Source organism: Comamonas sediminis (genome assembly GCF_041107495.1).
Taxonomy (GTDB): domain Bacteria; phylum Pseudomonadota; class Gammaproteobacteria; order Burkholderiales; family Burkholderiaceae_C; genus Comamonas; species Comamonas sediminis.
In genome coordinates, this window is the sequence record NZ_JBGBDC010000003.1 from 301,997 (window position 1) to 321,466 (window position 19,470).

The 19,470-nt window shown below is 60.0% G+C and carries 15 protein-coding genes; 3 read left to right on the top strand and 12 right to left on the bottom strand.

The annotated features are described in order from the left end of the window. Window positions 1-35: 35 nt before the first annotated feature. Genes AB7A72_RS09015 through AB7A72_RS09025 form a run of 3 tightly spaced genes read right to left on the bottom strand, consistent with a single transcriptional unit; the run spans window position 36 to window position 3,915 of the window. A complete protein-coding gene (locus tag AB7A72_RS09015; RefSeq protein WP_369459683.1) occupies window positions 36-1,376 on the bottom strand; it encodes a UDP-glucose dehydrogenase family protein in 1,341 nt (446 codons plus the stop codon). After that, window positions 1,373-2,383, bottom strand: a complete 1,011-nt coding sequence (locus AB7A72_RS09020) for an NAD-dependent epimerase (RefSeq protein ID WP_369459684.1) — start codon at window positions 2,381-2,383, stop codon at window positions 1,373-1,375. The genes AB7A72_RS09015 and AB7A72_RS09020 overlap by 4 nt, the downstream gene beginning before the upstream one ends. Continuing rightward, window positions 2,380-3,915 (bottom strand): ArnT family glycosyltransferase, encoded by a 1,536-nt coding sequence (locus AB7A72_RS09025; protein WP_369459685.1) that lies wholly within the window; start codon window positions 3,913-3,915, stop codon window positions 2,380-2,382. Before AB7A72_RS09025 ends, AB7A72_RS09020 begins: the two co-directional genes overlap by 4 nt. A 220-nt stretch (window positions 3,916-4,135) precedes the next feature. On the opposite strand from AB7A72_RS09025, the gene AB7A72_RS09030 reads away from it, so the two are divergent. Together AB7A72_RS09030 and AB7A72_RS09035 are read left to right on the top strand one after the other, a co-directional pair. Next, window positions 4,136-5,173: a glycosyltransferase family 2 protein gene (locus tag AB7A72_RS09030; RefSeq protein ID WP_369459686.1), complete on the top strand. Its 1,038-nt coding sequence runs from the start codon at window positions 4,136-4,138 to the stop codon at window positions 5,171-5,173. A 12-nt stretch (window positions 5,174-5,185) separates the two neighbouring features. Then, entirely contained in the window at window positions 5,186-6,139 is a 954-nt protein-coding gene (locus AB7A72_RS09035; protein ID WP_369459687.1) for a lysylphosphatidylglycerol synthase transmembrane domain-containing protein, read from the top strand. A 99-nt stretch (window positions 6,140-6,238) separates the two neighbouring features. Here AB7A72_RS09035 and AB7A72_RS09040 read toward each other — a convergent pair whose 3' ends face one another. Continuing rightward, window positions 6,239-7,681, bottom strand: coding sequence for an NAD-dependent succinate-semialdehyde dehydrogenase (locus AB7A72_RS09040; RefSeq protein WP_407064964.1), 1,443 nt, complete (start codon window positions 7,679-7,681; stop codon window positions 6,239-6,241). Between the two features lie 295 nt (window positions 7,682-7,976). Here AB7A72_RS09040 and AB7A72_RS09045 point away from each other — a divergent pair, with 295 nt between their 5' ends. Beyond that, window positions 7,977-8,408, top strand: coding sequence for an energy transducer TonB (locus AB7A72_RS09045; protein WP_239809517.1), 432 nt, complete (start codon window positions 7,977-7,979; stop codon window positions 8,406-8,408). 107 nt (window positions 8,409-8,515) lie between these two features. On the opposite strand, the gene AB7A72_RS09050 is transcribed toward AB7A72_RS09045, so the two are convergent. From AB7A72_RS09050 to AB7A72_RS09085, 8 genes are all read right to left on the bottom strand, one after another. Continuing rightward, window positions 8,516-9,301 carry an HAD-IIB family hydrolase gene (locus AB7A72_RS09050; protein WP_369459688.1) on the bottom strand — a complete coding sequence of 262 codons (786 nt, stop codon included), beginning with the start codon at window positions 9,299-9,301 and terminating at the stop codon, window positions 8,516-8,518. Between the two features lie 17 nt (window positions 9,302-9,318). After that, window positions 9,319-11,220, bottom strand: coding sequence for an acyltransferase family protein (locus tag AB7A72_RS09055; protein ID WP_369459690.1), 1,902 nt, complete (start codon window positions 11,218-11,220; stop codon window positions 9,319-9,321). A 6-nt stretch (window positions 11,221-11,226) separates the two neighbouring features. After that, window positions 11,227-12,285, bottom strand: a complete 1,059-nt coding sequence (locus tag AB7A72_RS09060) for an acyltransferase family protein (RefSeq protein ID WP_369459691.1) — start codon at window positions 12,283-12,285, stop codon at window positions 11,227-11,229. Window positions 12,286-12,311: 26 nt separating this feature from the next. After that, window positions 12,312-12,719: a GtrA family protein gene (locus tag AB7A72_RS09065; protein WP_369459692.1), complete on the bottom strand. Its 408-nt coding sequence runs from the start codon at window positions 12,717-12,719 to the stop codon at window positions 12,312-12,314. After that, the gene (locus AB7A72_RS09070; RefSeq protein ID WP_369459693.1) at window positions 12,719-13,711 is read right to left on the bottom strand and encodes a glycosyltransferase family 2 protein; all 993 of its coding nucleotides are present in this window, start codon (window positions 13,709-13,711) and stop codon (window positions 12,719-12,721) included. The genes AB7A72_RS09065 and AB7A72_RS09070 overlap by 1 nt, the downstream gene beginning before the upstream one ends. Before the next feature lie 3 nt (window positions 13,712-13,714). Next, complete coding sequence (locus AB7A72_RS09075; RefSeq protein ID WP_369459694.1) at window positions 13,715-15,433, bottom strand: hypothetical protein; 1,719 nt, start codon at window positions 15,431-15,433, stop codon at window positions 13,715-13,717. Window positions 15,434-15,555: 122 nt separating this feature from the next. After that, window positions 15,556-17,121 (bottom strand): hypothetical protein, encoded by a 1,566-nt coding sequence (locus AB7A72_RS09080; RefSeq protein ID WP_369459695.1) that lies wholly within the window; start codon window positions 17,119-17,121, stop codon window positions 15,556-15,558. A 454-nt stretch (window positions 17,122-17,575) separates the two neighbouring features. Beyond that, the gene (locus tag AB7A72_RS09085; protein WP_369459696.1) at window positions 17,576-19,408 is read right to left on the bottom strand and encodes a GBS Bsp-like repeat-containing protein; all 1,833 of its coding nucleotides are present in this window, start codon (window positions 19,406-19,408) and stop codon (window positions 17,576-17,578) included. Window positions 19,409-19,470 lie beyond the last annotated feature (62 nt).

Consider the following 19,470-nt stretch of genomic DNA (forward strand, 5'->3'; position numbering starts at 1 on the left):
GGACTCGCTTTTTTTGGGGCTGACCAGCGGGCGCCTTATTCGCTGCGCGGGACTGGCTGGCGGCCGATGGACACATAGCCCAGGCCATAACCGGCTACCAAGGCCGGGTCATAGAGGTTGCGGCCATCAAAAATCATGCGGTCGCGCAGGCGCTGGGCCAGTTGGCCAAAATCGGGCGCGCGGAAGATCTGCCACTCGGTGACGATGGCCAGGCAGTCGGCGCCTTGCAAGGTGGCCTCGGGGTCGGCGGCCAGCACCAGATCGCTGCGCGCGCCATAGATGCGCTGGGCTTCCTGCATCGCGACGGGGTCGTAGGCCTGAACGCGGGCGCCTGCGGCCCACAGCGATTCCAGCAGGGTGCGGCTGGGCGCCTCGCGCATGTCATCGGTGTTGGGCTTGAAGGCCAGGCCCCAAAGCGCAACCGTCTTGCCCTGCAGCTGGCCGCCGTAGAAGGCGCTGATGCGCTCGAACAGCACATGGCGCTGGGCGGCATTGCGGGCCTCGACGGCGTTGAGCAGCAAGGGGTCGAAGCCGATTTCCTCGGCGGTGCGCACCAGGGCCTTCACATCCTTGGGGAAGCAGCTGCCGCCATAACCCACACCGGGGTAGATGAAGTGGTAGCCAATGCGCGGGTCGCTGCCGATGCCGCGGCGCACCGCTTCCACATTGGCGCCGAGGCGCTCGGCCAGGTTGGCGATCTCGTTCATGAAGCTGATCTTGGTGGCCAGCATCGCGTTGGCGGCGTACTTGGTCAGCTCGGCGCTGCGCACATCCATCACCACGATCTTGTCGTGGTTGCGGTTGAAGGGCGCATACAGCTCGCGCAGCCGTGCCTCTGACGCGGAGTTGCTGGTGCCGATGATGATGCGGTCGGGCCGCTGGCAGTCGGCCACAGCGGCGCCTTCCTTGAGGAATTCCGGGTTCGACACCACATCGAAACCGTAGCTGGCGCCCCTTGCGGCCAGGCCCTCGGCGATCACGGCGCGCACCTTGTCGGCGGTGCCGACCGGCACGGTGGATTTGTTGATGACGATGCGCGGGCCATCCATGTGCTGGGCAATGGTGCGGGCCACGGCCAGCACATACTGCAGGTCGGCGCTGCCGTCCTCATCGGGGGGCGTGCCCACGGCCAGGAAGATCACCTCGCTGTGGCTGACGCCCAGGGCCGCATCGGTGGTAAAGCGCAGCCGGCCATTGGCATGGTTGCTGGTGACGAGCTTGTCCAGGCCCGGCTCATGGATGGGGATCTGGCCGGCCTGCAACGCGGCGACCTTGGCCGCATCGACATCGACACACAGCACCTGGTGGCCAACATCGGCCAGCACGGCACCTTGAACAAGACCGACATAGCCGGTTCCAAAAACAGTGACTTTCATACGCGGTAGAACGAGCGGTACCAGTCGACAAAGCGCTGGATCCCGTCTGTGACAGTGAAAGAAGGGGCGAACTGCACCCAGGCCTGCAAGGCCTGGGTGTCGGCCGAGGTGCTGTGCATGTCGCCCGGCTGGATGGGCAGCATGCGCTTGTGGGCCTGCATGCCCAGCGCGGATTCCAGTGCTGCGATGTAGTCCATCAGCACCGTCGGCTGGCTGTTGCCGATGTTGAAGATGCGGTAGGGCGCGGTGCTGGTGCCCGGGTTGGGCTGCAGAGGGTCATAGCGGGCATCGGGCGTGGCGGGTTTGTCCAGCACACGCAGAATGCCTTCGACGATGTCGTCGATGAAGGTGAAATCGCGCACCAGCTGGCCATTGCCATAGACGTCGATGGTCTCGCCCGCCAGCATGGCCTTGGTGAACTTGAACAAGGCCATGTCCGGCCGGCCCCAGGGCCCGTAGACCGTGAAAAAGCGCAGCCCGGTGGTGGGCATCTGGTAGAGGTGCGAGTAGGTGTGCGCCATCAGCTCGTTGGCCTTCTTGGTGGCCGCGTAGTAGCTGATCGGGTGGTCGACCGCATCGCTCTCGGCATAGGGCATCTTGGCATTGCCGCCGTAGACGCTGGAGCTGCTCGCATAGACCAGGTGCGCGACCTGGTGCTTGCGGCAGCCCTGCAGCACATGGCCAAAGCCCAGCAGGTTCGAATCCGTGTAGTCGTCGGGCTGGTCGATGGAGTAGCGCACCCCTGCCTGGGCGGCCAGGTGCAGCACGCGCTGGGGCTTGATCTCGTCAAACAGCGCAGCCATGCCGGCGCGGTCGGCCAGATCGAGCTGGATGAAGCGGAAGTGGGGATGGCTTTGCAGCTGCGCGAGCCGGGCCTGCTTGAGCGCGACGTCGTAGTAGCTGTTGAGGTTGTCGATGCCGACAACGGGCAGGCCCCGCTCCAACAGGCGCAAGGCGCAGTGCATGCCGATAAAACCGGCAGCGCCGGTGACGAGAACAGGTTTCATGGTGTGATGGGTGCGGGCAGCCACACAAACTGGTAGTGCATGGGCGGCGTGCTGGCACGCATATGGGAAAACGGAAGGGTCAGATCTTGGATGGCAATGCTGGGCGCCGTGGCCAGCACCGGCTCCCACCAGGCGGGCGTGGCCTTGTCCATGCGGGCAATGTACAGCAGGCCGCTGCCGGTTTGCACGGCCTTGGCACGGGCCTGGGCCAGGCAGTCGGCCATGCGGCCAAACTCGGCCGTGCAGGCCGTGGCGTAGGCCCGGGGATTGCGCGAGCGCAGCATCGCCGCGACCATGTTGTCCGAACCGACGATGACGCCTTGGCCATCATAGCCCGCAGCCGCCAGCGCGGCGCTCAACTGCGCGACGGGGTGGTTGAGCTCGTCCGGATCCTTGCGCAGGTTGGACTGCCAGGGGCGCACGGTGGCCAGGGTCAAGAAGACCAGCGCAAACACCAGCACCGTGGTGGTGTAGCCCCGGCCCACGCCATCGGCCAGCAGGCGCGGGCGCCAGACATACAAGGCCAGCGGCGCCACAGCGGTCAGCGGCAGCACCCAGCGCTGCTTGAAGCTGCTGACATCGCCCACGAGCACCATGCCCACCAGGATGGCAAACACCAGCGCCAGGTAGCGCCACAGCAGCGGCCAGGCCCAGACACGCCATTCCGGCAGGGCCGCATCTGCAGCGGGCTCGGTTTTCCACAAACGGCTGCGGTAGCTGGCCAGGCTGACCAGCAGCCACAGCCCCAATGTCGAGAACACGGCGGCCGCCAAGGCGCCCAGGCCCTTGAGGTGGGACACCTGGGCGGAGATATCCATCTTGTGGATGGTTTCGGTCGTGGCCTCACGCCAGTGGTGCAGCAGCCAGTAGCCGTGCGGCGCAAAGATCAGCAGCCCCATCAGCGGCGCCAGCCACCAGCCCCGGCCCAGCAGTGCCCGGCGCACCTGGGGTACGCTGAAGGCGGCCACGGCAAACACGGCGATCAGCATCGCAAAGCTGTATTTGGCCAGCATGCCCACGCCGCAGAAGATGCCCAGTCCCACAAAATTGACCAGCGCCGGCGAGCGCACCTGGCGCAAGGCCATCCACCAGGCGCCAAAGGTCATCGCGGTCACCAGAATGGTGTGGGTCTGGTCGCGCACGCTGTCCCAGCCAAACGGCAGCATCAGCAGCAGGCCGCCAGCGACCCAGAAGGCGCCCTTGGCCGGCAGCAGCGCGCGGCCGGTTTGCCAGGCCAGCACATAGGTGAGCACGATCAGGCTGTGCTTGACCAGCGACAGCGACAGCACCGTGGGGCCCAGCAGCTGGCCCACCAGCCATTGCAGCCAGCTGTAGGCGGGCGGCTGGGCGCCGTAACCCAGCAGGAACTGCTGGGACCAGAGGATTTGTTCGGACTCGTCCCATTTCATGCCGTCCGAGATGGCCACGCGCGAGATGACATGCGCACAGGCCAGCAGCAGCACCCAGGCCAGCGGGTGGCGATAGAGCTGGGACTGCCAATCTTTGGCGGGGGAGGGGGACGCAGACGTCATGGCAGAAACACGAAATGCAGGTGCACACAGGGCCCGCAGCCCCAAGGCGCGGCACCAGCCTGTCGCATCAGCAGCAGAGGAAAAAGCGGATCAGGTAGTATAGGCGACCGCTGTTTTACCAATGCCAGAAGAGTCGCCCACCCCGGTTGGGCTGCGCCGCATACCGTTTCCGGTACCGGCCCAGCCGCCTGTTTGAGCGGCTTTTTGCAATGTGCCCTTTATGTTCCCTGCTGTTTCCATCGTCGTCCCCATCTACAACGAGTTCGACAATCTGATCGCCCTGGTCGACCGGATTGACGCGGCCATGCGCTCGCAGCCGCTGAGCTATGAGCTGATTGCCGTCGACGATGGCTCCAAGGACGACAGCGCCAAGCGCCTGCTGGAGCTGGCTGCCACGCGCCCCTGGCTGCGCCCGGTGATCCTCGCGCGCAACTATGGCCAGTCCAGCGCGTTGCAGGCCGGTTTTGACCGGGTGCAGGGCCGCTATGTGGTGACCCTGGACGCCGACCTGCAAAACGAGCCCGACGACATTCCTCTGCTGCTCAACCGCCTGGAGACCGACCCGAGCGTCGATATGGTCTCCGGCTGGCGCAAGGACCGCCAGGATGCGGCCATCTCGCGCAAGCTGCCGTCCAAGATTGCCAACCGCCTGATCTCCAACGCCACCGGCGTACAGCTCCACGACTACGGCTGCGCGCTCAAGGCCTACCGGCGCCACATCATCGACCGCGTGCACCTCTATGGCGAGCTGCACCGCTTCATCCCTTCGCTGGCGCGCGATGCCGGTGCCCGCATCACTGAAGTACCAGTGCGCCACCACGCCCGCACGGCCGGCGTCTCCAAGTACGGCATTGACCGCACCTTCCGCGTGATTCTGGATTTGATCCTGATGGTGTTCCTGATGCGCTACCGCCAGCGCCCGCTGCACGCCTTTGGCGGACTGGGCCTGTGGCTGGCTACGCCGGGCTTTCTGATCCTGGCCTACCTGTTCATCGTCAAGCTGATGGGCGAGAGCATTGGCGGGCGGCCCTTGCTGATCATTGGCGTGATGCTGGTGCTGATGGGCATGACCTTTGTCGCCGCCGGCCTGATCGGTGAGCTGCTGACCCGCATCTACTACGAGTCCGGCGGTGGCCGCCAGTACTATGCGGACGACTATGTGATCGACGAGACCGGCGGCCCCCCCCGCATGGTGCGCCTGGATGCCCACGCAGCGCGCGAGCAGACTGTGCAGCCCGCTGCCGCTTCGAGTCTTTAAGCGCCGCCTGGTGTGAACCGTACACAAAAAGCCTGCATCAAGGCCTTGTGTGGCGCCGCTTTGCTGGGCGCCGTGGCCTATTTTGCTGACCCTGCCGCCCTCTGGGCCCGCTTGCGTGCCGCTGACGGGCGCTGGCTGCTGGCGGGGCTGGCGGCAGCCATTGCGTCGAACGTGGTGTCTGCCTGGCGCTGGCGCGCGCTGGCGCAGTGGCTGGGCGCACCGATGCGCTGGCCCGATGCGCTGCGCTGGTATTTCCAGGCGATTGGCCTCAATGCCTTGCTGCCCGGCGCGGTGGTGGGCGGCGATGTGTACCGCGCGGTGGTGCTGCAGCGCAGTGGGCAGGGCAAGGCCGCTGCCTCGCTGTCGGTGCTGCTCGACCGCTTCAGCGGGCTATGGATGCTCTGCGCCATTGGCGCCATCGGCGCAGCGCTGTCAGCCACTGCCTTGGCGCCTGTGCTGCATATCTCTCAGCTGGCGCTGCAGGTCTTGATGGTCCTCGGCGTCATCGTCTGGATTGCGCTGCCTTGGCTGCTGCTGTGGTGGCTGGGCCAGCGCCAGGCGGCCAGCCTGCCGGGCTGGTTGCAGCCCTTGCTGCAGGCCGCTGCGCGGCCAGACTTCAACCGCCAGATGCTGGTACAGGCAGGCTCTTCTGCGCTGGTGCAGCTGCTGTCTGCCGCTGCTCTGGCGCTGGGCGGGCTGGCGCTGGGCATCCATCTGGCGCTGGCCGCCTGGGCCTTTGCGATGGCCCCCATTTTTCTGATGGCGGCCTTGCCCGTCAGCGTGGGCGGCTGGGGCACGCGTGAAGCGGCCAGTGCCGCGGCGTTGGCGCCCTTTGGCGTGCCAGCAGCCTTGGCCGTGGGCGTAGGGCTGATCTATGGCGTGTATGCGCTGGTGCAGGGGGCCTTGGGCGCGATCGCCTTTGGCCTGCCCAGCCGGCGCGAACGCGAGGCCGATGCGGCATCCTGAATCTGGCCCCACCTGAGGGTTGAGCCCCCAAAAAAAAGCAAGTCCGCAGACTTGCTTTTTTTGTAGTCAAGGCCTGCGCACAGGCCCTTGGGGCCGTTTTTACACGGCGGTGATCGACACAGCCTTGGAGTTCAGGTAAGCCTCCATGGCTTCCGGGCCGCCTTCGCTGCCGTAGCCCGAATCCTTCACGCCGCCGAAGGGGAACTCGGCCGTTGGCGTGGCAGCCTGGTTGATCCAGACCATGCCCGCTTCGATCTGGTTCGACAGCAGCTGCACGTTCTTGTACGAGCGGGTGTAGGCGTAGGCCGCCAGGCCGAAAGGCAGGCGGTTGGCTTCGGTGATCGCGTCTTCGAGCTTCGTAAAGCTGCGGATCGCGGCAATCGGGCCAAAGGGCTCGTCGTTGAACACCGAGGCGTTCATCGGCACATCCGCCAGGATGGTGGGGGCGAAGAAGTTGCCTTCGCTGCCCACGCGTGCGCCACCGGTGGCGACCTTGGCACCCTTGGCGGCGGCGTCTTCGACGACCTGGGCCATCGCAGTCAGGCGGCGGGCATTGGCCAGGGGGCCCAGGGTGGTGCCGTCGCTCAGGCCATCACCCAGCTTCAGGCTTTCGGCGTGCTTGACGAAGGCGCTGACAAAGGCGTCCTTCACATCGGCGTGCACCAGGAACCGGGTGGGCGAGATGCAGACCTGACCGGCATTGCGGAACTTGGCCGCAGCGGTGGCCTTGACGGCCAGTTCCACATCGGCGTCTTCGGCAACGATCACCGGGGCGTGGCCGCCCAGCTCCATCGTCACGCGCTTCATGTGCGAGCCAGCCAGTGCGGCCAGCTGCTTGCCCACGGCGGTGGAGCCGGTGAAGGTCACCTTGCGGATGATCGGGTGGGGGATCAGGTACTCGGAGATTTCGGCGGGCGAGCCGAACAGCAGGCCCAGCACGCCCTTGGGCAGGCCGGCATCGACAAAGCACTGCAGCAGCGCGGCAGGGGATGCGGGGGTTTCTTCAGGCGCCTTCAGCAGGAAGGAGCAACCGGTGCCCAGCGCTGCGCCGAGCTTGCGCACCACCTGGTTGACAGGGAAGTTCCAGGGCGTGAACGCAGCGATGGGGCCGACTGGCTCCTTGATCACCAGCTGCTGCACATTGGGCACGCGGGCGGGCACGATGCGGCCGTAGACGCGCAGGCCTTCATCGGCAAACCATTCGATGATGCCGGCGCCAGCGAGCACTTCGCCCTTGGCTTCGGCAAAAGGCTTGCCTTGCTCCTGGGTCAGCAGGCGGCCAATTTGCTCGGCACGTTCACGCAGCAGCGCAGCAGCACGGCGCATGGTGTTGGCGCGCTCGATGGCAGGGGTTGCACGCCAGACCAGGAAACCCGCCTGAGCGGCTTCCAATGCACGGTCCATGTCTTTCTTGGTGGCATGAGCGACCTTGCCGATGGGCTTGCCGGTGGCCGGGTTCAGCACATCGATGGTCTTGCCATCGGAGGCATCTTGCCATTCGTTGTTGATCAGCAGTCGGGTATCCGGATATGCAGTGGTCATTGCCATTTTTCCTTGCGTGTCTTGGAGGTATCCAGTGGTCGGGCCGTCGCCGGCAGCCCGGAGGATGGCTGCAGGCGATCAGCTTCAAATCCTAACCGCTAGTGCCAATGCGCGTAGTCACCCACGGCAATTTCGACATGCGGGAGCGGGCATGTACCGGATTTCTCCACAATGGGGCCGCAGGCCCGTGGTAAAACATGGGGTTTGCTGCGCGGGCAGCGTTGTTGTACCGCGCCCTGTGCACGCCAGGTTGGCCTGGGCCGCACCACCACGAGACTTTTGGAAGCTTCAGACCATGTCATTGATCCGTACCAGTTCTGCCGTTGTCACCGTTCTTGCCGCACTGCTGGCGGGCTGCGCCACCAACCAGTCGGCTCCCACCCCTGATGCTGCCGCTGCTGCGGCCACCGCCCCTGCGGCCAATGCAGCCCCTGTGGCGGCCGGCTGTGCCGACAACGCTTGCGACACCGCGCCCCAGCTGCTGACTGGTGCCTCTCCCCGTTTCCCTTACCCGGCTGGTGCCCAGCCCCAACCGGCCAGCGTGCGCGTGCAGTTCGTCGTCAACACCGATGGCGCCGTCAGCGATGTGAAGACCCTGACTACCACCTCCCGCGATATGGCGACCGAGGTGGAGCGCGCAGTGCGCCAGTGGAAGTACCGCCCTGCGATGAAGAACAACCAGCCGATGAAGGTCATCCTGCAGCAGCAGTTCGACTTCAAGCCCTGATGCAGACATAGCGCTTCCACGCGTTCCGCATGACAAAACGCCCGTTGCACCTCAGGTGCCGCGGGCGTTTTTGCCGTGCAGGGGCGGCCGGTTCGGCGCCCCAGCGCTTACTTCAGCGCGCAGATGCGTTCGGCCAGCTCGATAAAGCCAGCGCCGCGCTCGCCGCGCGTCACATAGCGCGGCAGGTGCTGCAGCTGGGGCACAAAGCGCTCGATATTGGCCACGCCAAAACTGTTGTCGAAATGCTGGAACATCAGCTGGTCATTGGTGGAGTCGCCGATATAGCACCACTGGCCGATTTCCGCGTCCAGATCGCGACCGAACAAGGTTTTGACGATCCAGCGCGCGCCTTCGAGCTTGTTGTGCCCGCCAAACCAGCCATTGATATGGATGGAGCTGACGGTGGCATTCATGCCGGCCGCCTGCATCAGCGCCACACAGCGGTCGATATCGGCCTGCGGCATCTGCGTGAACTCGCTGTGGTCCACGGCAATATCGCATTCGCGCCCGGCCGAATCGGTGGCGCGCTGCGCACCCGGCACCGTCTGCTCGATCTGCGCGAGCACCGCCTGCATCTTCGCAAAGTTGGCGACGCGCGTGGCTTCGTCCTGCTGGTAGAGCTTGTCCAGCCCGCCGCTGGCATTGCGGCGCAGCGCCACGGCACCGTTCTCGGCCACGATGGCATCCACCGGCCAGGCAGCGGCAAAGGGCTCGCTCCAGCCCACCGGCCGGCCGGTGATGGGGATCACGGCCAGGCCCTTGGCCTTGAGGGCAGCGATGGCCTGCACCACGTTGTCAGGGACGCTGCCCTCTGTGGTCAGGGTGTCGTCGATATCGGTCAGCAGGCCGAGGATGGGCAGAGAGGACGGATTCCAGGTATCAAGAGCTAGCATTGCGGAGGCGAGAGAGACTAATCAAAGATGTGGGGGGCTATTTTTTCGGCCAGATACAGCGATCCGGCCTTGGTCAGGTGCCCCCAGTCGACCGCGGTCATGCCCGCAATGGTGCCATCAACGGAGGTCAGGCACCCGGCGGGCGTGCAGAACACGTCCAGCGCGGACAGGTAAGTGGTTTTGGTTTTCTGCAAATGGCGGCTGAAATAGGCGTCCCATTGCGCTTCATTGGCAGACAGTCCCTGCTGCATGTAACGCGGAAAGGCATCCTGGTCGTTGATGAAGTCCATCAAGCTCTTCTGCAGCGAGACCGACCAGTGGGGGACGGGGCCGATGACGACAATGTGGCTGTGAGGACTGACGGCCTGCAAGCGGGCAATGGTTGCTTGCAAAGCGGCCAGCTCCTTGTGTGGCTCATCGCTGCTGTTTTTGCCATTCATCATCCAGTTGATGACGATCTTCTGGGGTTGCAAGGCCGCAATGGCCTGCAGCTTGGCTTCGTTGATATTCCGAAGTGGTGCCCCTCCATCGATCTGCCCCTCCTGAAAAAAAGGTGGAGCATTGCCATCTGTCAATTGGATGATGCCGTAGTCCGTGTATTTGCTGTCGCGCTCGTGCCGCAAGCCTTCATACAGCGTCGCCGCGTAGGAATCGCCGAACAACACCATATTCTTGCTGCGTGTTTTCAGGCAGCCGTTGCGCTCGCGGTCTGCCATCGACACCGAATGGCAGACCTGATGGCGGATGTTCTTCTGAAACTCAAAGTGGTCGTAGAGGTTTTCGATGCGGGCCAACTGCTGCAAGGCCTCATTGGCACGGTGGCTGAGGAACCAGGTTTGCGGAACCAGCGCGGTGGCGAGCACTATCACTGCTGCAGCGCCGTACCAGGCAAAGCGCTGGTGAGAGGTCCGCTTAGCGCTTCTGGCGGGGTTTTCGATGAATCGCCAGGACAGGTAAGCCAATACCAAGGTCGCCACGATCAGGGCGAAGGCATAGTGCTCAAAGGAGGGCTTGCCAAAGCGGTAGATCCAGAAAGCAAACAGGGGCTGGTGCCACAAATAGCCGCTGTAGCTGATCTGACCGAGCCAGACCATCGGCGGCAACTGCAGCAAGCGGGTAGCCACGCCGCCAGGGCTTTGTGCGACCAGCACCAAGGCCGTGCCCAGCGTCGGGATCAAGGTATAGGCGCCGGGATGGGGCAAGTGTGCACTCAGCCCCAACAGCGCAACCAGGATCAATGCCAGACCCAGCACCGACATGGCGACCCGCGTTTTGGCCGCCAGCGTGTACTGCGCAACCCAGAGTGCCCCCAGTGCTCCGATCAACAGTTCCCAGGCCCGTGCAGGCAGCAAATAGAACGCGGCATTGGGGTAGGCAGATACGGTGGCGACCGCCCAAATGAAGCTCGCTGAAGCACACAGTGCGATCGCTGCCCAACGCCAGCGTGAGTTGCGCAGCGCAAACGCCAGCAGAGGAAAGAGGATGTAGTACTGCTCTTCCACCCCCAGGCTCCAGGTGTGGAGCAGGGGCTTGAGCTCGCTGGCGGGTTCGAAATAGCTGCTGTGCAGCCAGAAATAGATGTTGGACGCAAAGCCCAAGGTGGCAAACAAGCTGTTGCGGAAATCGGCAAACGCGAGCGGCGTCAGCAGCAGGCGTGCGAAGCCGTAGCTCAGCAGCAAGACAAAAAACAGCGCTGGAAGAATGCGCCGCGCCCGTCTCTCGTAGAAACGCAACAGGCTGTAGCGGCCTTCGGCAATTTCGCTGAACAGAATGCGGCCAATCAAAAAGCCGCTGATGACAAAAAAGATGTCGACACCGAAAAATCCTCCTGGCAGTTGCCGGGATAAACCAGCATGGAAGAGGATGACGGAGCCTACGGCGATGGCGCGTAAGCCATCAATATCTTTTCTGTACTGCATGCCAACTTATTGCCAACGGGTTTTGAGCCGCAGTGCTGGCTGTTCCACCAAACGCCAGGACAGCCAGCCGGCCACCAAAGTCAGCATTACCACGATGGCCAGGCTGCTGGTGAAACCCAGATCGGGCGCCAGCAAGCGTACCGTCTGCTGGATAGGAAACGCATACAGATAAGTACCATAGGAGACATCGCCAAACCTGCCTGCCTGAGACAACACAGGCCAGGAGGCGGTACCCACAGCCAGCAGTACTGCCGGCAGAAACAGCAAGATCGCCGAGTAGGAAAATCCGCACGCATAGGCAGTCAGCGCACAAGCACAGGCAATAGCCGCAAACAGCGCACGGCGCTGCAAAAACTGCTGGTGGAAGCTGGCAATCAACGAGCCAAACGCAAAGTACGCCGGAAACTCCCACCAGTGGGTCATCACTCCCGTCAAATCCACAGTCTTATGGGTAAGAAACCACAGCAGATATGCAGCGCAGATGGCTGCCCACAGCCAACGAAAGCGCAGCAGCCCGCATGCTCCCGCTGCTGCCAGTACGGCATAGCAGCTCACCTCGATGGGAATGGTCCATAAAGAGCCATTGACCGTATCCGGGAAGGTATTGCCTGCAAATACCCCCGGCAGACCGAAGCGCGTCTGCAGCAACAGGTTGTGCAGATAGTCCCAGGTCATAGGGTGTCGGAAGTAATCGGGAAGCGGCAAGGTTGTAACGCTGGAGCCCAATACCAAGGTGGCTAGCAATACCACCGTCAGTAACGCAGGCCAGATGCGCAGCGCACGTTTCGCACAAAAGGCCCACAGGCGTGGTTGGTAGAACCAGCTGAGAGTGACCAGATATCCGCTGATCACAAAGAAAGCCATCACAGCCACTCCACCGACCATTGCCACATTCATCCAGGCTGGGGGCGTTGTGCCGGTGATCGGGTACTGGTGGCTGTACAGCACGGCCAAAGCGGCGGCCAAGCGCAGGGCGTCAAAATTATTGACGGGGTGCAGGCGTAGCGGTTCCATGCGGTTCATATTCTCTTGCGTTCTTGTCTTGTCCATACCCGCATGGCGCACGCGTTAGCATTCTTGTCCGACCAGTATCAATGCTCTTGGCGCTGGCGGTACAGCAGCCGGGTCATGCTGAGGTAGTTCACCGTCATCGCGACGAGGGTACCCGCTGCTACATACAGCATCAGCCACAGTGGGCCTTGGGGAAAGATCCAGGCCAGCAACGAGTACACCGCCAAGTTGACTGCGCCCCCGCCCAGCATCAAGCCCAGATAGTGCAGGTACTCGGTCAGCAGGCTCCCGGAAGCGCTGCGGCCCGCAAAGGAAATATTGCGATTGATCAGCCAAGTGGTGGTAGCGGCCAGCCAGAATGATACGGCTCTTGCGGCATACACCCCCAGCGTATCCCGCAGCAAGGTCAGCACCACGACATCAACAACAAAAGCGAGCGAACCGGCGATCAGAAACCAGAGCACCGAGCGCTTGATCTTGAAATCCATCACTTGCTCGGTGTATTGGCCACGGATGCCAGGTATGCAAACTGCTTGATCTCGCGCCGCGTCAAGGTAATGGCTTGCAGGATCAGGCCGGTGACAAAGGATACGCCTCCGCAAACCATCATGGCGGTTACCAAACCTAAGGTGGGAAAGCGCCGCACCATGCCCGTGTGGCTGTACTCCACCAATATGGGAATGGCCAGTGCAATGGCGATCAGTGCCAGCGCAGCGCCCAGCCAGCCGAAGAACTGCAGGGGCTTCTCGCTGACTACCAGGCGGCCAATGGTCTTGAGGATGCGCCAGCCGTCGCGGTAGGTGGACAGCTTGCTGGCGGAGCCCTCAGGCCGGGCGCCGTAAGGCGTATCGACCTCGGTACAAGGCATGCGCAGCTCCAGCGCATGGACATTCAGCTCGGTCTCGATCTCGAAGCCATGCGAATGCGCAGGGAAGGATTTGACATAGCGCCGCGAGAACACCCGGTAGCCTGAGAGCATGTCACGGAAACTGCCGCCAAAAATCTGCTGCACTGTACCCGTCAACAGCTTGTTGCCCCAGCGATGGCCGGGACGGTAGGTGATGCCTGTGTCGCCCGGTGAGGGTTCGACCTCCACGCGCGCGCCCACCACCATGTCCAGCTGCTGGTCAATCAACATGTCGATGAGCTTGCGTGCTGAAGGCGCGTGGTAGGTCGCGTCGCCATCGGCCATCACATAGATATCGGCATCCACATCGGCAAACATGCGGCGCACCACATTGCCTTTGCCCTTCAGATTGACATTGCGCAGATGCGCGCCTACTTCAAGGGCGATCTCGGCGGTGCGGTCCGTCGAGAGGTTGTTGAAAATGTAGATCTCCGCCTCTGGCAACGCCTGCCGAAAGCCTTCCACCACGGGGCGTACGGTCAGCTCTTCGTTGTGGCACGGGAGGATGACGGCGATGCGCTGGTTGCGGGAGAGGCTGGGTGGATTCACGGTCATGTCAGAGTTATTTTTCATCATTCAAGCGGCTGCCGCATTGTGCCTGACTCTCGGAGTTAGCCAGCGCAACACGCCCCAGAGCATGACTGGAAGCATGACAAGAGAGAAGGGTACTAAGGGGAAAAGGTAGAGCATGTTATTGCTGGGGATGGACGTTGCCTCCAGAAAACCCAGCAGAAGTACGCGAGTGATAATTCCACCCGCAATGGCAGATGCTACCCACCAAGCTTGAGGCGGTAAAGTTCTGCGCCGAACCGATTGAAGTACGCTCAATACTGACCAGATTAGCCAAATGACGAATGCCAAAGGCAGCGCAAAGGTTGAGAATTTGGAAATCCATGTACTCAAGCGCTCAGCCCATTGCAGTCTCAAGCTGTCTCGTGGCGATTTCAATGTGTGCTCACCCCATAGACCCTTCGAGTCTGCTGGCGGTGCCAATGGACCGTTAGTAACTGAGTCGAATAATGCCAATTGTTTGGGATCGCCCAGGCTTGCTTCTATGCGAGGGAATCCATTTCCCAGAGTGGCGAGTGTGTTAAATACTGCCCATGATGCTTGAAGCGTATCGGCGGCATACCCTTCATGCCAAGGTGGAAGAAGAGTTTTGCGCATTGGCAAGCATTCACCAGGGCGCTTTTGGCAGCCTGTTTCAATCTCAGTGGAGAGACGGCGGTAAAAGGCCCTGGCGTCGTATGCACTGTTGTAATGCCCAGCCTGAGCAACTGCATCACGAAGTGCCCACATGAACCACCCGGACAGAATTTCCGGGCAGGGCGAAGTCTGCGTTTGGTTACAGCCAGCATCGCGCCAGCTCTGACCACCAGCACCTTCAAAATATGGCTTAAGTTCCCGTGCGGCAGCGCTCATCTCATAGGCACGTTCGCGCGCATCTTTGGGGAACAGCACGTAGCGCTGCCAGTTGTCATGCCGAATGCGAGTCAATGCACCATACCCGGCTTGAAAATCGCTGGATCGGAAATCGTTGTTGCGGAAAGTGCCATAGACGGCGTAGTTCACAGTATTGATGGTGAGAACTACCAGCGATGCCGCCAGCAAGGGCACTGCCAAAAAAGCGAGTGTGGCACGCCACTGGTTGCGCCATTGTGTTTGGCGCAACAGCCAATAGGCCATCAGCAAGAGCATAGAAGGAACGAGCCAAACTCCTTCTTCACGAGTGATCCAGAACCAACCTCCTACCAGGCCCATTGCAACCAAAGCGCGCCAACGCACGCGCAACTGAAGCGCAACCGATTCAGCTTCGGGTAATACCCAGCATCGGATGGCCAAGGTCAGCAGCAGCAGCGATTGAGAGATGTACAGGCCTTCTCGAACTACACGTCCGCCCGCACCCGATACCCACGCGGTAGGCATAAAGGCGAGCAGAAAAAAGCAGACCAAGGCTGCAGGGCGTGAACGATAGAGCTGGGCAACAGTTAGCGAGAAGTACAAGGATGTGGCTAGGTAGAGTGCGTGTTCGCTGAACTTGAGCGGTAGACCTGTAGCATGGTTCGCTAGCATGAACAAGGAGTAGCCGATTCCCTTGGAGAGCGTGAGATTGCTGTAATTACCGAGCCAATTTCCCATTCCAATCTCTGCCGCCTGTCGTACGAACAAGAGGTCGTCGTACGATGCCCAACCTAGTCCGTATATCGGAAATGCCATTCGTAGCCACAGCGAGAGCAAACAAATAACGGCCATGCAAGGCCAAAAAATGGTTGCGGGAAGGAGTCGATGATTCATAAATCTAATTGTGTTTTTCAATTGTGCTATTTCTTGTGCGAATGGCAATCGCAAAACATTCCAACGTTTGGACTTTGAAAAATGGCGGAGGCCGTTTCGATGGATGACTGGTCGATCATCGCTCAAAATCTCGGTCTCAAACGATACAGCCTGACCTCACCATCAACCAGCACTAATTCAAAATATTGCAAAAACTCAGGCTGTTTTGCCACAGTCGGCGCCCGGCCAGTGTGGATCACCAGAGCGGTAAAGCCTTTGGTTCCCAGTTTGTGGTGCAGCCGCTGCGCAGCCAGGTTTTGGTAGTCGCGGTAGCGCCATGGGCCGAAGATATCTCCCCATGTGGCACGCGGCGCATAGTACAGGCTGTCTTCCAGGCCCATCTGGTACAGCTTGGTCTCTGGGTGTTCTTGCAGGTATCGCCAAATTTGGTGACCAGCAACTTGCTGCTGCAGCACGGCATCGCGTGCGGCATCCGTGGGCGCAATCAGCGGCCAGGATTTGGCGATACTGCGTGCACCGATAAATCCCAGTGTCAGCACCAGTAAAGCCACCAACACGGCTGCCAGGCGTTGGCCTGGCTTGGCAGGCAGTTGGTGCAAGAGTTGCACGCAAACAGCTGCCGACAGCCAGCTTATGAGTGGATAGGCCGGCAGCAGGTAGCGCGGATAGCGGGAACTCAGCAGCCAGACCAAGGCCATATAGGCGGCCACCAGCCAGGCCGCGCGCAGCGCTGGAATGCGTCGCAGAGACGGCAGCAGGGGGGCGGCCAACGCGGGCCACAGTGCCCAATGCGGCCAAGCGGCATGGTTGCGCAGGTCCTGCAGCTGCCAGAGGTAGTCGTCCAGATTCCAGTCCGTGAAGCCCAGCAGGCGCCCGCCCAGCGGGTTGACGGGATCTCCCGTGAGCAGGGCATTGCGGGCATACCAGTAAATGCATGGCAGCGCAAAGGCCAGGGCGGCACCGATCCAGCTGGGCCATTCGCTGCGGATGCGCCAGCCCGGGCCTTGCAAGCGGTGGCGCCACAGCAGCGCAGCACCCAACAGCGGCAGCAGCCCCAGCACCTGGTACTTGCTGCCAGCGGCTACGCCCAGCAGAAATGCCGCCAGCCACACTGCACGTCGGCCTGCGGGCCGTGTGCTGACCAGCATAACGGTAAAAGCGGCGGTCAGAAACATGGCCACGGCCATGTCCACATAAGCGGCGCTGTAGTGGCTGCGGCTGGTGACCAGCCAGATCACGGTGGCCAGAGCAGCTGCAGTGCCAGCAGGCGCAGGCAGGTATTGCATGGCCAGCCGGTAGAGCAACCAGGCTGTTACCCAGCCGGTGCTTGCATGGATCAGTTGCGGCAGCACATCGTTGCCCAACACCAGAGCGGCTGCAAAAAGCAGGTCAAAGTTGTAGGGGAACCAGGGGTAGCGCAGCCATTCGTGCACGCCCAGATGTCCGGTCAACGCCCACTCCCGCGCATGGGGCAGGTGGTACATCAGCGCATCCCAGGCCAGGGGCGGGCGCAGCGGGGCGAACAAGGTCGGCAACGTGGCCAGCAGCAAGAGCAGCAGCGGCCATCCCAGCGCAAACCGGGGCCAGGTCAGCTGACGGATTTGCAGCCCAGCAGCCACCAGCCCGCAGCCGATGACAAGCAGCACCGATGTGCTGTTGAGCAAGCCGGCAATGGCGATCACTTGCAAAGCGCAAATAACCAAGCCCATGCCCAGCGCGATGCGCAAAGGCTGCCGTGTGGGCAGATCGGAACAGGGCCAGAGCGTAGTGCCCAGGCCCCAGCAGGCTATGGTGAATAGCACCAGCTGTGTATATTGAAAGAGTACAAAGCTGAGCATGTTCATCGCGTAATTTGAGAAAGCCTCATGCTATCGATGTCGTTATGCACCCTTTTCAGGTGTTGGAAAATTGAAGTGTGGTCTCGTAGAAAGCTGGCTAATTAAGGAGAGCTGTTATTCACCTGTAGTCAAAAAAGTCTCCCTCCCTCTAGAGAGACATGTTTTTTAGCAGATGGATCTTAATCTAGGGCTGATTCAGTCGTTGCAAATAAGACGCATGGTGAAATCCATTTTATGGGCAAAGTGAACACAGCGGTATGTAGATTGAATAAATCGTTTTGTGAGCCGGCTTTCTGGATGGGAGTTAGTTGCTGAATAAATCTTTAAATTTAGGAATCATATTTTCCGGTGGGTCTCCAAAAGGCTGACGCATTGTATCCGACCAGTTGTAAACGATAATGCCCGCTGGTGGTGGAGTTCCTTCTCCGCCATTGATGGAAGCAAGGGCGGTTATAGGGTCCGCTTCAGTAATAGTCCATGGCTTCTGTTTTCTTTCTATATTTATGCGTGCGAAATCGAAAGTTAAAACACCCGCACAAAAACAAGAAACACCAAAATTTGTATTTGAGATTGAAGCTGCGTTATATGGTCTTCTGATGATCGAGTTTATTGCATCTTGATCTGGGTGTGGGATGAGATTAGCTATGATATGGGTGAATAACATGGATTTTGGGAAATTTCTATTTTTATATTCGCTGGCCACAAATGATATGAAGTCTCTGGATATATCACCTAGGATACTATGGAAATTTTCTTGCAGTGGCGGATTGCTTGGGCCGTACTTTAAACCATTTAATGGATTTATGCGATTCGACAAAGCTGCATAACCAATATATGTTGGGCTGACGGGTAAAAAAGATGGTCCTACTTCAGTTTCCCATCCAAAATCAATACCCATAAATAAGCTCTTTGCTAACGGATCGTTGAATATATGGGATTTTATGAAGTCAGTGATGAATCGTATATCTGACTTTATCTTGCTTCTAACAATGACACTTTCAAAATTAGGCTTCAATCCCACCTGTACGTAGCCATTGTCCTCGGTCCGCCCCCAGCCATTGCTGTAGACAGTCAGTGGTGTTCCCCAGTCGGTATATTCGGCCCAGTCAAGCACATCAGCCTGAAATGGATTGCCATCCACGGGAAGAACCCATTCATGGTTTGCATGAATATAGAAATAAAAATTATTAACTTTTGCACTTTTTACTAAGGCTTGAAGCTCCAGCAACGCTTGCGCTTCTCTCGCAGCAGGATCGTTTTGCATCAGGTCTAAGGTGTACTGCAAGCCAATTCTATACCGTGCGTTTGGACATTCCGGATCGCAAAACGCATTTTTAATGTCCTCAGCCATAGCCAATTGTCCATTAGGAAGAATATCGGCATCTCGCCATCCATTAATGGGGTTGCCCGTTGCAAATGCTACAATTTGTGGGCGATGCCACTGTGTGCCGCAGTGGGTGGTCTCTCCTGAGGATGAGTGTGCATAGACATGTGTATTAAATGTCCCATATTCAGGATTTCCTGGTTTATGACTCGCCAAGTCAATGTCGGCGTACCAAGTTCCCGAGCCGGCATCAATTCCCTCGTACCAAGTTAAGTCATCCTGCCCGTTCATCTCTCCCCATGTGGGGAATTGAACCCTTTGAGCATTTACAACGTCTCGCGCATATATCCTCAATACGCCTTCATGCGCGACGGTTGTTCTTGAACTGGGCTCGATCGCCCCACAGCTTGGCTGGTTGGAAACCCTCGTCCATGTAGCTCCTCCGCAAACACTTTCCCCCTCAGAGGCAGTTTTAACATAAACATGGGTATCGAATCTGCCGTATTCTGGATAGTTGGGTTTGTGGCGTGACATGTCAATGTCTGCATACCAAGTGCCGTTGCCTTGGTTTATGCCCTCATACCAAACCAGGTCATCTTGTCCATCAACTTCTCCCCATGTGGGGAATCTGGTGCTTGCTGTTTCGGCTGAAATACCATGTGCATAGATTCTAAATGTACCTGATGTTTTAGATGTTTGTGAATCCTCCGGAAAGACATTGCAGGTTTGAGATAAAGCGGATAGAGGAACTAAAAGAAATAAATAAATGAGAACATTTTTGACATGGTTTGACATTTGGTTGAATTCTTTCAAGATTGGTTGATTTGAAGGGGTGTAGGGTGTGCCGCATGCTCGTGATTAATGAATTTCTGAAA

What these genes read in the sequence shown, in the direction of transcription:
- AB7A72_RS09020 (WP_369459684.1), bottom strand. Translation starts at nt 2,383, where the DNA reads ATGAAACCTGTTCTCGTCACCGGCGCTGCCGGTTTTATCGGCATGCAC.
- AB7A72_RS09045 (WP_239809517.1), top strand. Translation starts at nt 7,977, where the DNA reads ATGTCATTGATCCGTACCAGTTCTGCCGTTGTCACCGTTCTTGCCGCA.
- AB7A72_RS09030 (WP_369459686.1), top strand. Translation starts at nt 4,136, where the DNA reads ATGTTCCCTGCTGTTTCCATCGTCGTCCCCATCTACAACGAGTTCGAC.
- AB7A72_RS09070 (WP_369459693.1), bottom strand. Translation starts at nt 13,711, where the DNA reads ATGAAAAATAACTCTGACATGACCGTGAATCCACCCAGCCTCTCCCGC.
- AB7A72_RS09040 (WP_407064964.1), bottom strand. Translation starts at nt 7,681, where the DNA reads ATGACCACTGCATATCCGGATACCCGACTGCTGATCAACAACGAATGG.
- AB7A72_RS09055 (WP_369459690.1), bottom strand. Translation starts at nt 11,220, where the DNA reads ATGCAGTACAGAAAAGATATTGATGGCTTACGCGCCATCGCCGTAGGC.
- AB7A72_RS09075 (WP_369459694.1), bottom strand. Translation starts at nt 15,433, where the DNA reads ATGAATCATCGACTCCTTCCCGCAACCATTTTTTGGCCTTGCATGGCC.
- AB7A72_RS09050 (WP_369459688.1), bottom strand. Translation starts at nt 9,301, where the DNA reads ATGCTAGCTCTTGATACCTGGAATCCGTCCTCTCTGCCCATCCTCGGC.
- AB7A72_RS09065 (WP_369459692.1), bottom strand. Translation starts at nt 12,719, where the DNA reads ATGGATTTCAAGATCAAGCGCTCGGTGCTCTGGTTTCTGATCGCCGGT.
- AB7A72_RS09025 (WP_369459685.1), bottom strand. Translation starts at nt 3,915, where the DNA reads ATGACGTCTGCGTCCCCCTCCCCCGCCAAAGATTGGCAGTCCCAGCTC.
- AB7A72_RS09015 (WP_369459683.1), bottom strand. Translation starts at nt 1,376, where the DNA reads ATGAAAGTCACTGTTTTTGGAACCGGCTATGTCGGTCTTGTTCAAGGT.